This is a genomic window from Mesorhizobium sp. M1403, assembly GCF_040317695.1.
Lineage (GTDB): Bacteria > Pseudomonadota > Alphaproteobacteria > Rhizobiales > Rhizobiaceae > Mesorhizobium.
The window spans coordinates 141,167-153,749 of the sequence record NZ_JAMYKY010000009.1 but is presented as its reverse complement, the minus strand read 5'-3'; the positions used below and the strand labels follow the sequence as shown (position 1 = coordinate 153,749).

The 12,583-nt window shown below is 62.3% G+C and carries 10 protein-coding genes; 6 read left to right on the top strand and 4 right to left on the bottom strand.

All coding sequences use genetic code 11. The features are described 5' to 3' along the window. Nucleotides 1–75: 75 nt before the first annotated feature. Nucleotides 76–1,542, bottom strand: coding sequence for an alpha-glucosidase/alpha-galactosidase (locus tag NKH01_RS17285; protein ID WP_352494473.1), 1,467 nt, complete (start codon nucleotides 1,540–1,542; stop codon nucleotides 76–78). A 277-nt stretch (nucleotides 1,543–1,819) separates the two neighbouring features. Here NKH01_RS17285 and NKH01_RS17280 point away from each other — a divergent pair, with 277 nt between their 5' ends. The 5 genes from NKH01_RS17280 (at nucleotide 1,820) to NKH01_RS17260 (ending at nucleotide 6,909) form a co-directional block, all read left to right on the top strand. After that, nucleotides 1,820–2,617 (top strand): helix-turn-helix domain-containing protein, encoded by a 798-nt coding sequence (locus tag NKH01_RS17280; protein WP_084642854.1) that lies wholly within the window; start codon nucleotides 1,820–1,822, stop codon nucleotides 2,615–2,617. Between the two features lie 499 nt (nucleotides 2,618–3,116). Further along, nucleotides 3,117–3,554 (top strand): CBS domain-containing protein, encoded by a 438-nt coding sequence (locus NKH01_RS17275; RefSeq protein WP_353021351.1) that lies wholly within the window; start codon nucleotides 3,117–3,119, stop codon nucleotides 3,552–3,554. A gap of 113 nt (nucleotides 3,555–3,667) precedes the next feature. Beyond that, nucleotides 3,668–4,594: an NADP-dependent oxidoreductase gene (locus tag NKH01_RS17270; protein WP_245278648.1), complete on the top strand. Its 927-nt coding sequence runs from the start codon at nucleotides 3,668–3,670 to the stop codon at nucleotides 4,592–4,594. A 318-nt stretch (nucleotides 4,595–4,912) separates the two neighbouring features. Next, nucleotides 4,913–6,601, top strand: a complete 1,689-nt coding sequence (locus NKH01_RS17265) for an FAD-dependent oxidoreductase (protein WP_352484041.1) — start codon at nucleotides 4,913–4,915, stop codon at nucleotides 6,599–6,601. Beyond that, entirely contained in the window at nucleotides 6,598–6,909 is a 312-nt protein-coding gene (locus NKH01_RS17260; protein WP_036238601.1) for a UBP-type zinc finger domain-containing protein, read from the top strand. The genes NKH01_RS17265 and NKH01_RS17260 overlap by 4 nt, the downstream gene beginning before the upstream one ends. 20 nt (nucleotides 6,910–6,929) lie before the next feature. Here the strand turns inward: NKH01_RS17260 and NKH01_RS17255 are convergent, their stop codons facing one another. The 3 genes from NKH01_RS17255 to NKH01_RS17245 all read right to left on the bottom strand — a co-directional run bounded on the left by NKH01_RS17255 (nucleotide 6,930) and on the right by NKH01_RS17245 (nucleotide 11,219). Continuing rightward, on the bottom strand, nucleotides 6,930–8,099 hold the full coding sequence (locus tag NKH01_RS17255; RefSeq protein WP_352494478.1) for a GNAT family N-acetyltransferase: 1,170 nt from the start codon (nucleotides 8,097–8,099) through the stop codon (nucleotides 6,930–6,932). Then, nucleotides 8,096–9,091: a sterol desaturase family protein gene (locus NKH01_RS17250; protein WP_353021348.1), complete on the bottom strand. Its 996-nt coding sequence runs from the start codon at nucleotides 9,089–9,091 to the stop codon at nucleotides 8,096–8,098. The genes NKH01_RS17255 and NKH01_RS17250 overlap by 4 nt, the downstream gene beginning before the upstream one ends. A gap of 199 nt (nucleotides 9,092–9,290) precedes the next feature. Further along, nucleotides 9,291–11,219 (bottom strand): heparinase II/III family protein, encoded by a 1,929-nt coding sequence (locus NKH01_RS17245; RefSeq protein ID WP_353021346.1) that lies wholly within the window; start codon nucleotides 11,217–11,219, stop codon nucleotides 9,291–9,293. A gap of 116 nt (nucleotides 11,220–11,335) precedes the next feature. Between NKH01_RS17245 and NKH01_RS17240 the strand changes: the two genes are divergently transcribed. Continuing rightward, nucleotides 11,336–12,577: a glycoside hydrolase family 5 protein gene (locus tag NKH01_RS17240; RefSeq protein WP_023720689.1), complete on the top strand. Its 1,242-nt coding sequence runs from the start codon at nucleotides 11,336–11,338 to the stop codon at nucleotides 12,575–12,577. The last annotated feature ends 6 nt before the right edge of the window (nucleotides 12,578–12,583 follow it).

Here is a 12,583-nt window from a genome sequence, read left to right as displayed (position 1 = left end):
CTCCTCGAACGCTATGCAGACGGTGCGGCGCCGAAAATCCCTCCGAAACTTTACCGCAATCCGTCCCGATGAAATTCAGACGGCCTGCTTGAGAGCCGTTTTTTCCGCACGCAATTCCTCGATCGAACGGACGTCGCGCCGTGCCGCACCGGCCCATTCTCGGGTCTTGACCCTGGATTTCGAAAGCCGTTCCTTCGCGGCCGGCACCGCATCGGCATATTGCGGCAGCCAGCGGGCCTGGGCGACGACCATCTCGTCCACCATTTGCCAAACCTCTTCCGGGGTCGAAACCGCGCCGACCAGTGGGTCGTGCAGGACCGCGAGCTTCAGCAGGTCGATATCGCCGGAGATTGCCGCATGAACCGACATGCGCTGGACGTTGATCGAGGAAATGCAAGTGGCGGCGCAGCCCTCCGGCAGCGTGATGCCGGCCACCATGTTGATACCGAAGCGATCGACGAAGCCGGGCGACTCGACGATCGCATCCTGCGGCAGGTTGGCGATGATGCCATTGTTCTTGACGTTGAAATGACCGCGATAAACGCGGTTCGTCTCCAGCGCCTCGAGAATATGGCTGGCATGCTCGTTGGAGCGCTTGGCAGGATCGATCGGCCTCGCGGCGGATTCCAGAAATTGCGGGAATTCGGTTTCGAACCAGTTGCGCGTTTCGGTCGAATAACGAAGGTAGCCGCCGGTCTCGCCGTGGATCCAGTCGGACATGTCGATCCAGCGGGTGATTTCGTCCGGCCGCTTGCGGTACCAGGGCAGGTATTCGGAAAGATGGCCGTTGCTTTCGGTCGAATAGACGCCGAACCGCTTCAGGACGTCGATGCGCAGCTTTTCCTGTTGCGAATAGACCGGATGCGCCTCGAAGGCGGCAACCAGCTCGTCCTTACCGATCTTGCGGCCGTTGAGACGCAGGTCGATGAACCAGGTCTGGTGATTGATGCCGGAGCAGATGTAATCGAGTTCGGTGCGCGACTTGGCGCCGAGCACTTCGGCGATCTGGTCGGCGCCGTGCTGGACGCCGTGGCAGAGGCCGACGGTATCGACCTTGCCATATTCGATCGCCGCCCAGGTGTTCATGGCCATCGGGTTGGCATAGTTCAGGAATTTCGCCCCAGGCTCGGCGACTTCGAGGATATCCTTGCAGAAATCGAGGATCACCGGAATGTTGCGCTGGCCGTAGAGGATGCCGCCGGCGCAAATCGTGTCGCCGACGCATTGGTCGATGCCATACTTCAGCGGAATGCGGATGTCGTCGGCATAGGCTTCGAGACCGCCGACGCGAACGCAGCTGATGACGTAGCGGGCACCCTCGAGGGCAGCACGGCGGTCGGTCGTTGCTGTAACCTTGGTCGGCAGCCTGTTGAATTCGACGACCCTGTCGAGGATCGACTTGATCATCTGGAGATTGCGCTCGCTGAGATCGGTCAGCGCGAATTCGACATCCCTGAATTCAGGAACGCACAAAATGTCGGTGAAGAGCTTCTTGGTGAAGCCGACGCTTCCCGCACCGATGATAGCGATCTTGAAACTCATCAGTCTCACCTCGACCTGATCGAATGTTAGGGCAAAGGCGGCGAAAACAGGCCTGGCCCGCCTGCCATGGCGTGCAGGCTGGACTCCGGCGCTTCCTCCCGTCCGCTCTTTGACCGCGGTTTCTTTTGCTTTTCTCGAGGGATTATGCGCCTAATTCAGCACGCGACCAGAGAAGGATTATGCTTTTAGGGGTAATTTTGTGCTGCGGAACTTGATCGACGCCGGGCCGGCGGGCAGGACGGTATCGCTGCCGCGCGGCCGCCAGCGCCTGCACACCATGCCGACAAGCACGGGCTATGAAGTGCGCGAGAACGAGGTCTACGACTGGGATGGGCGCAGGCGCGGCCAGACGCCGTTTACCGTGCTCCAGCACACGATCAGCGGCATCGGCCGATTGCGCTACGAGAACCGGAACTACCGTCTGCAAAGGGGCGATACGTTACTGGTTCTCGTGCCGCACAACCACCGTTACTGGCTGGCCAGGGGCGAACGCTGGGAATTCTTCTGGATATCGATGAACGGCGAGGAGGCACTGCGCATTCACAAGTCGATCCTTGCCGCCGTCGGTCCGGTGCTTCGGCTGAAGCCCTCGACGATCGATCATCTCGCGGATTGCAGCGTACGCCTGATCACAGGCGCGGTCTCGCCCGGAGCCGCCTCGGCTGTCGCCTATGAAGCCGCCATGGCGCTCTACGACGATGTCTTCGGCTCGCATGCCGTCACCGACGACAAGAGCGCCATGCAACCGGTCATCGATCACATCAAGGCCAATCTCGACAGGCCGCTCCGCGTTGCCGATCTCGCCGAGATCAGCGGCCTGAGCCGCGCGCATTTCTCGCGCTGCTTCGCCGAGAGTGAAGGTCTTCCGCCCGCCGAATTCGTGCTGCAGCAGCGACTGCAGCGCGCGGCGAAGTTGCTGACGAAGGCCGATTTCCTGCCGGTCAAGGAAGTCGCCATCATGTGCGGCTTCGAGGATGCCAATTATTTTTCGAAGGTCTTCCGCCGCCTCTACGGCATCAACCCGACGCAATTCCGCACCAACGGAATGTATGCCAGCCTGGGAACCGCCCGATAGATTCGCACCGCGCTTGGCGTCGGAATCGGGAACGCTTTTGCTTCCCCTTGGTTTAGGACAAGAGAGCCTGATCGCCGCTGCGACAACCCACTCTGAGCGGAGATCAGGCCACAGATGTCAGGGGAGTGATCGATGGACAATCCCGATCCGAACAACCCGAATCCACTGCCGGACAATCCCAATCCCGAGCCGGCCCGGCCGCCTGCCCCGCCGGAGACTCCGCCGGGAGAACCTCCAGGCGTACCCCCACCCTCGCCGGATCCAATTCCAATGCCGGACCAGGAGCCAATCGGGATTCCTCCTGGCACCCCTTCCGAAATTCCTTCGGAACCGACTTTTCCCGGGCCGACCGCCTGAAGGGCGGTCGGAGTGGAGGATGGCAAGGGTGATTTGGCGGAGCGCTCGAAACGGGTCTTGCCATGGAACGTTTTGCGCTGGCGCTCATTCACCCTTCCATCACGGAATTCGGCGGCAGGGCCTGCAACCAACGGAGGTTAAAATGAAAGTTGGCAACTGCATGACAAAGGACGTCGAGATCGCCAGTCCGCAGCAAACCCTACGTGATGCGGCAGAAATGATGGGTCGCCTCGACGCCGGCGCGATGCCGGTGGGCGAGAACGACCGGCTCGTCGGCATGATAACCGATCGCGACATCGCAATCCGCGGCGTCGCCCAAGGCAAGACACCTGACGCCAAGGTACGGGAAGTGATGAGCACCGAGGTCAGGTATTGCTTCGACGACGAAGACGCGGAGGATGTTCTGCGCAACATGGCTGATCTGAAAGTGCGCCGGTTGCCGGTGCTTAATCGCGACAAGCGCCGGGTCGGCATCGTTTCGCTGGGCGACCTCGCCACCAACAGCGAGACGGCGACAGCCGGTGAAGCGCTAAGCGGCATCTCGCAACCCGGCGGCGAGCATTCGCAAACGATACACTGACGGCGCACCGTCGACCGGCCTTGCCACGACCGAACCGCCGGCCGGATAGACGCCAGCCTGCCGGTGAAACTGTTCAGAGGCGAACTGGACCGCAAACCGACGAGGAGCAAGCCATGATTACCATGAAGGCCGTCCGTATCCACGATTTTGGTGGACCGGAGGCTCTTTCGCTGGACGCGGTTCCGTTGCCTCAGCCGCATGACGACGAGGTCACGCTCAAGGTCTACGCGGCAAGCGTCAATCCCGTCGACTACAAGGTTCGCGAGGGCTCTTCGGGCGCGGATCTGCCCGTCACGCTCGGCCGTGACGTATCCGGCGTGGTGGAACTGTGCGGCACGCGGGCCCATACGCTGAAGAAGGGCGATCCGCTATATGCCATGCTCGGCAACGACCGCGGCGGCAACGCCGAATATGTCGTCGTCAAGGCAACGGAGGCGGCGGCGAAGCCGCAACGCTTAAACCACGCCGAAGCCGCCGCCGTGCCGCTTGCGGGCCTTACCGCGTGGCAAGGCCTTTTCGATCACGGCGGCCTCAAATCCGGGCAGCGGGTCCTCATCCATGGTGGCGCCGGCGGCGTCGGTCATCTGGCGGTGCAGTTTGCAAAGGTTGCGGGCGCCTTCGTCGCGACGACCGTTTCCGCGCAGGATTTCAATTTCGTCCGCGCGCTTGGCGCCGACCAGGCGGTCGACTACAAGAACCAGCGCTTCGAGGAGGTTGTCGAGGACGTCAACCTCGTCTTCGACCTAGTAGCAGGTGAAACACAGGACCGCTCGTGGGACGTGCTCAAACCCGGCGGCACGCTCGTCTCAACGCTTTCCGAACCGTCGGCGGAAAAGGCCCGCCAGCATCGGGCTCGCGGCGTCTCCTATCTGACCAAGCCGAACGCAGCACAGCTTGCCGAAATCAGCCGCCTCATCGACGCCGGGAAGGTCAGGCCGTTCGTGCAGGCAATCTATCCTCTCGAGGACGTCGCCAAAGCCGAGGAACGGCTCGAGAAGCAGCATACGCGCGGCAAGATCGTGCTTCAGGTAGCCGCCTAGCGGACGCAGGCCGTTTCTCCTGTTCAGAAGCCCGGCGGCCGAGAGTTTGACACAGGACGGCGCGCCGGGCCTGGCCGGCTTAGACAGGCGCCGGCCGAAGCAGCATGCGTCGGGTTTGCCGGAATACGCAAATCAAACAAATCAGGGAGATGCAACGGAATGTGAGGCACCTCGCGACGGCACCGGCGCACGGCCCGCTGTTAGTGAAATGCGAAGCGAAGGGGCGCAGCGTTTACCGACAGGCGGGTTAGGTTCCTACGGCCCGCAAGCCGCAAAAAACCGCTTCAATCTGTCGGACAGCGGCGATAGGCTCGAACCATGTCTCAATCTGCCAATCCGATCTCCATTGCCCGTCGCGATCAGATGTTTCCCGCGCTGGCTGAACCTGACCTGGACCGCATGGGCCGTTTCGGCGAAGCCGTGTCCTATGCTGCAGGCGAACAGATCGTCAAAGCCGGTGAGCTGGCGCCCGGTCTGATCGTGGTCCTGTCCGGCAAAGTGGATATAATCCAGGGCGGCAGCTTCGGCCGGCGCGAAACGATCGTCACGCACGGTGCGGGCAATTTCGTCGGCGAGCTGGCGCAGCTTTCAGCCCGGCCCTCACTGGTGGATGTGGAGGCGGTCGAGCCGGTCGAGGCGCTCGTCATCGCCTCGCAAAGGCTGCGGGACCTGATGGTACAGGAAGCAAACCTCGGCGAGCGCATCATGCGGGCGCTGATCCTGCGCCGTGTCGGCCTGCTCGAGAGCGGCACAGCCGGACCGATCATTGTCGGACCGGTCGACAGCGGTGACGTATTGCGGCTGCAAGGTTTCCTAGCCCGCAGCGGTCAGCCGCATCGGGTTCTCGATTCCGCTACCGATCCCTGCGCCAAGACGCTGATCGAACGCTTCCATGTCGATATCCACCATTTGCCGATCGTGCTCTGCCCGAACGGCAAGCTGCTGCTCAATCCCGGAGAGAACGAGCTCGCCCGCTGCATCGGCCTGGTGAGGCCGATCGACGCCGACAAGCTGTACGACGTGGCCATTGTCGGCGCCGGACCAGCCGGCCTCGCGGCGGCCGTCTATGCGGCTTCCGAAGGGCTGTCGACGATCGTGCTCGATTGCCGTGCCTTTGGTGGACAGGCGGGCGCCTCCTCGCGCATCGAGAACTATCTCGGCTTCCCGACCGGCATTTCGGGAATGGCGCTGATGGCGCGCGCTTACAATCAGGCGCAGAAATTCGGCGTCGAAATGGTGATACCGGACGAAGCGAAGCGGCTGGGCAGTGCAAGCGACACGCCGGGCGCCCATTACACGCTCGCCGTCGGCGGCGGGGAGACCGTGCGGGCACGGTCGGTGGTGATCGCCAGCGGAGCGCGCTATCGCCGCCTTGATATGGCAAACCTGGCGCAATTCGAGGGAACCTCCGTGCACTATTGGGCTTCGCCGATCGAAGCCCGGCTTTGCGCCGGGCAAGAGGTGGCCCTGGTCGGCGCCGGCAATTCGGCTGGCCAGGCTGCTGTTTATCTGGCGGCGCATGTGAAGAAGGTATGGCTGCTGGCGCGCGGCAGCAGCCTGGATGCGAGCATGTCGCGCTATCTGGTGGAGCGCGTCAGGGCACAGCCGAACATCGAGGTGCTGGCTGAGACGCAGATCACGGCGCTGGAAGGCGACGACGGCAATCTTGGCAATGTACGCTGGCGCAACCGCGACACGGAGACAGCACGTCCGATCCACCATCTCTTCCTGTTCATCGGCGCCGATCCGAACACCGATTGGCTGGCGCAATGCGGCTTGGCGTTGGACGCGAAGGGCTTCGTGCGCACTGGGCCGGACATTGGCCAAGCGGGTGCGCTGGAGACGAACCGCAGCGGCGTGTTCGCCATCGGCGACGTGCGCGCTGGCTCGATCAAGCGCGTCGCCGCTGCCGTCGGTGAAGGTGCCCAGGTGGTTGCGGCGCTGCATGCATATCTCGCGCAAGGCGGCAGTCTCGCCGTGGCGCCTCAACTGGCCAGGAGCGCATGATGGCGGACGAATGCAGGCATGCCGGGGACATTCGCGACGTGACGCCGAGCGCGCTCGGCTGCGAGGAATGCCTGAAGAGCGGTTCGCAGTGGGTGCATCTGCGGCTCTGCCGCACATGCGGCCATGTCGGCTGCTGCGACGACTCGCCCAACCGTCATGCCACCAAGCATTTTCGGGCAACCGGCCATCCCGTCATCGAAGGCTACGATCCGCCGGAAGGCTGGGGATGGTGCTACATCGACGAAATCTTCCTCGACCTCGGCGACCGCACTACGCCGCAAAACGGTCCAATACCGCGCTTCATTTGAGCTTTTTTGCCAGCGTCCCGCTAGTCCAAGGCTGCTTCGGCTTGGGCGGGGATATCGCGCCCCTCTGGTGGTGCCAATGAACGCTCGCGCATGTGCCTGACGGTCTGAAGGACACGATCGGCAAGGGATGCAAGCGCGCCCTGTGCCGTGCGCGTTCCGATGACGGATTCCAGCGTAACCGCCTGCGTTGAGAATTTGTGTTTGAACGACTCTGCACCACAGAGGAAATCGACCACGCTCAAGCCGTGATCGATCGACCACTGTACGTAATCCATCAACAGGATCACACCCGGCGACGCCCGGCCGAAATCCGGATCGAAGGTCGTTACGAAGGCCATCATCACGTCGTGCTGGACGAAGTTGATCGACACCGCGACCATTATGCCATTGCATTCCAGGACGAAGATATGCAGCACGCCGGCGTGCGCCAGCGCGTCGACGAGCGCGGCGAGTACCGGCACGCCCTCTTCGAACAGGTCGGACTCACGCATGCGCTCGGTCAGCCATTTCCGCTTCAAGGCCGCGAGGCGCTCCAGTACCGGTTGCAGCGGCTCGTCGGGGGCAAGCAGGCGAAATCTCACCTCTCCGGTTTCTTCCAGCGCTTTGATGCCGCGCCGATAGTTCTGGCGCGTCTTTTTCGACTGATCCGCGAACCATGCCGCTCCGCTTTCCCATTGTCCGGCAACGCGATAGCTGACTTCCGTTCGGTGAAACGGACGAAGCCTGATGCCGCTGGAAGCTCCCGGCGTGAAAATTTTGCGGGCCGCCGCATCCGGTGAGAGACGATTGATCAGGGCAAGATCGAAGCCACCGGCATCGCAGAGTTGGCTCCATAGCTCCTGCAGCGCCGACAACGAGCAGTCCGGGGCAACGAGAATATCTCCATAGTCGGTATAGCTGCCGGCCGCCCATTCGAGAAACCGCAGCCCCCTGCGCCTGCCGATCGCCAGCGGAACGACGGCAACGAGTTTCTCGCCCTTCCACACCAGGCCGATCCGCAACGCGCGCTGGTCACGGCGTTGTACGGTACTCCACCATGCCGAAATCCAGGCATGGCTTTGAAAGATCAGCCCGTCGGTACGATGCCAAAGGTCCATCCAAGCGGCTTCGACCGCCGCCAGGCGATCCGCCGAACGGACGATTTCCAGACGCTCCGCGCCTAGGACGTCGATGGAAACAACGGTGTTCATGAAGGAGAACTGTCCTGTGGCTGCGCGACCACATTGGGCCGCCTGTGAAACAGTCGCATGACATGCCTTGTCATCTTCTTGAGCGGCAGGATGTAGAGCCCAAAGAGCGACTGATAATCGCGCACATCGCGATCGATCAGGCCAAATTTCAGGTCTTCATCAGGCTCCGGGACAAATTGCGTTCCGAACAGCCGATCCCAGAACGAAAAAAGCAGGCCGAAATTCTTGTCATAATGACGTGGGTCGATGCTGTGATGAACCTGGTGCCAGTGCGGACACAGGATGATGTTGTTCAACGGGCCGAACGAGATCTTGAGATGCGTATGGCGAACAAAATCCATCATCAGGATGTTGCGGATGACGTAGACGTTGATGCCGAAGATAGCGACCTCTACCGGATCGAGTGCAATGAGGCTCCAGATGCCGAAGCAGATGCCCGGGATGACGCCATCCCACATACGGTTCATCAGATCGTCCAGCGGATGAACCCGGTCCTTGGTGATCCCCACCATCACCTCGGCCGAATGATGCACCTTGTGCAATTCCCACAGGAACGGGAAGCGGTGCTGGGCGACGTGGTAGAGGTAGTATGAAATATCATAGGCGACCAGCATGGTTGCGGTGAAGATGACGATCGTCATCGGTCCCGCCGGGCCGCCGAGAAGCGGCGCGTGGGTGTTAAGGAGCCAGCCGATTGCCTCGCGTGTGCCGTAGCCCACCGCGACGACGAAGGTGACGCCGGCAGGAATGAGCAGGAAGGGCATCATCGCCCGTTTCGTGATCCAGAACAGGGCGTCGGCTCGCGCCGACGGATGCAGGATGACTTCCGCCGGGAAGGCGAAATCGAAAAAATCCCTGAGGGATTTATGTTCGGCAGTTCGCCAGTAGGCGATCACCGCGCTGCCCAGTGCGGTGAGGAGAAGCAGGCCGAGCGTGGTCAGATTGACGTTCGAAAGCTTTTCCACAATCGCTCTGGCAAATTCGGAAAACATCGTTGCAGCGGCTCCTGGGGCGAATTGCAAAGCACGAAATTCCCGCCAAACCCGCTACGCCGCCTGCAACCAGTGGCTGTTGCGGGCGCAGCGGGCAAAGCAGGCTGGATGGTGCGAGACTAGCAGATCAACAGTAACGAAACCGCTAAATGTCCAAACGTAATTAATGTCGAATACGGCTGGAACTCGCCCGGCAACTCTACGTTGGCGCCGGTTTTTGCCGTTGCGGCGGGTGAATTGGAGCAAGATGGATATGGATTCCGGCTTCGCCCACTTCACCGTGCCAGGCGAGGCGTTCGGCTTGCTGCCTGGTACCAAAACGCAGTGAAACCCAACCGCCCTGCCCCGGCATGTCACCGCCGGCGCGGATGTCGAGCGCGGCATCAGGAAAGCGGATGGCCAATAGCGCCTCGTCGCCGCGCAACACCGTGACCGTGTTTTCATGCCGGTCGGTATGGAGGCCGGCGGCCAGTTGGAAGACGATCTCGGACTGGTGCTTGCCGCCGAGCAGTTGGTCGGTGATGAGGATGCCATCGGCCTGGCGCGCCAAAGTGCGCTGATGCATGACGCCGAAGCGGCTTCTATACCCGTCGTGCCGGCCACACAGCCTCCAGTGCGTTCCAGGCTCGCTGTCCACCAGCGTCGCAACTGCCTTGTGCGACCAGTTGAAATTCCCAGCGATGGTGCTTTGGTTTTTACCCTCGATATTCAGCGTGTTGTGCGCCGGCGTCGAGCGGAACCAGTCGCGCCATGCGCCTCCCGAACCGTAGAGCCAGGTGCCCGGATCGACCAGCACCGGCTCACCGTCGATGCACAGGCTGAGCGACAGCGCGTCGGCATGGCCGTGCGCCGCTATCGAGAGATAACCGAGCGGTCCATGATCGAACGTCAGTTCGACATCGCGGCCATTCATTGCTCCGCGCCAGACGGAGAGCCCACCTCGCGCGAATGTCTGCAAGCCATGCACCGCCGGTGCCGGGCCCGACGGCGCACCAAAGAAAAGCGAACGAAAGTCGTCGGGCCCCGGCACGTTGCCCGGCGTCCCCAGCAAGCCTTGGATGGCGGCCGCGACGGATCGGATATAGTTCGGCTCGTCCCCCAGCTTCAGCACGCGGCCCTCATCGTCGTCGCCGAAGCGGGCGGCTTTCAGTGGCAGCCAGCCGACGAAATTGGCGAAGGCACCCAGACGCGCTTCGACAGCGGGGGGAAACGGCGTTCCCGCCTGGCGTGCCGCGGCGGCGCACAGCAAGATGAGTTCGGCGCTGAAGGCTGCGTAGGTCGGCGTTTGCTCGGCACCGGCGCCGTCGGCGAGTATCTGCTTGTGCGTCTCATTCAGGAGGGCGCCGTGGGCGATTTCGGATTCGGCCCCGAGCGCCAGGCCGACCAGATATTCGCCAGCCAATTCTGCGACGAGATGGTTGTTGGCGGAGGAATATCGCGATGGAAACCGCGGCAGCCAATAGGCGCTTGCCGCGAGTATCTCACCGGCTTTCCGCAGGGTCGCCGGGTCAAGCCGGTCGCCAACGAGGTCCAGGGTGACGATCAGGCTGATGGCTCGCAGCGCTACCTCGATGCCGGACGCCCAGCCAATGCCTCGGAACGGCGGATTGGCGGAATGCCAACTGCCGATTGCCACCTCGATGGCCCTCCGGGACCGATTGTCCTCGCTGAGGAGCAGGTGTGCAGCCAGTGGCGGCAATTGCTGCAGCCGGTTGATTTCCCAGACATATTTTATATCGCCAAGGTCGCCGCCATGGCGAAAATCGATGTCGAAAGTATGAGCCTCGGAGCCAGGCCAAAGCCTGCCGGTCACCGGATCAAGACGCCAAAGCTCAGCAGGAAACAAAACATCGGGCTCGCGCTTTGGCCATGTCCGCCCGAGTGCCGAAAACCGGCCCTGAAGCGTCTCTTGCGCGGCCGCCGCTATGGCTTGCCGTTGAGCGTCGGTCGCTGCCAGCACAGCGTGGCGAAATCCCGGCAGCACCGGGTGCAACTGCGGCGATGGATAGCGCTCCCACCCATCATCGCGGCGGCGCGACGCGATCCTTCGACGTTGCTCGCTCAGCCGGTGCAACACCTCGGCCGGTCCCATGCTGCGCAATCGGTTGATGTACCAGCCGATTCTCATGCACGCCCCGTCAACGTTTCGGTCCTTGTATACCATGCCGTCGAAAAGCTGCGCGCCGGCAATCTTCTTTCCCGTTCGTTGCGGTTAATATCTCCGGCGACCATGCGGAGAGAGCGATGAGAAAAGCGGTGTGTGTTGTTGCCTGGGTGCTCGCCTTGGTTATGGCGGCCGAGGCAGCGCCCATCCCTCTCAAGCGCGGCGTTGGCGTGCATGAGTGGCTCAACTGGTCGCCGGTGGAGAAAGACGGAACCTACGTTTGGCCGCCCTATCGCAGCGAAAAGGAGTGGCTTGCGGGAAGCAGGCCGTTCACCGATTGGCCGGCCGGGGAGGTGTTTGCCCACATCCGATCGATGGGCTTCGACTTCGTCCGGCTGAGCGTCGATCCCGGCCCTCTGCTTGCCAGCGAGGGCGCCAGGCGGCAGCAGGCGCTGGACATACTTGCCGCCGCCGTCGAGCGGATCACGTCGACCGGCCTCAAGGTGGTTTTCGACCTGCATGGCGTCACTCAGGTTCCGGACTACAGCATGGAGATGATCTACGGCGGCGCCGACAGCGAGGGCGTCGCCGGCTACCGCCAGATGGTTGTGGCGGTCGCCGCCATGCTGGTCAAGATAGGCACCGACAAAGTCGCCCTCGAACCTTACAACGAGCCAGCATATTACCCTTGCGATCCAAGCGGCAGCGATGACTGGCAGCGGATCATGGCGGGGACCGTCCACGACATTCGAGCGGTCAGCAGCGAACTCACCATCGTTGCGACCGGCGCCTGCGGCGGCAGCATTGCCGGACTGGTCAACCTCAGCCCCGGCTTTGATGACCCAAACCTCTATTACAGCTTCCATATGTATGAGCCGCACAGCTTCACCCACCAGCGGCCCGACGACACAAACAGCTTTGTTTCGGGACTTCCCTGGCCTGCCGACAGCAGTACACCCGAAGTGGTGACCGAAACCCTTAGGGCGCGGATGGAAGCTGCCGGCTTGAGCAGGGTCGAGCAGATGATGAACATGGCCACCGCGCGCGAAGCAGTAGCGAAATATTTCGAGCAGAACTGGGGGCAGAGCCAACTCGAGACGAGCTTTCGTCAGGCCGTCGACTGGGCTGAAGGCCATGGCATTCCAAGCCGGCGGCTCTTCATGGGCGAATTCGGCGCTATCCTCATGTCAGCGGACGGCCGCATGGGCGCCTTCGAGGCCGACCGTTCGCGCTATCTCAAGGCGGTGCGCCGAGAGGCCGAACGCTTCGCGATCCCATGGTCTGTCTGGGAGTTCTCCAATCGCTATGGGATGAGCCTCATCCGGCCCGATGGCCCCCCGGTGCCCGACCCGGAGATGCTGCAGGCACTGGGCCTGCCCTAATTGCCG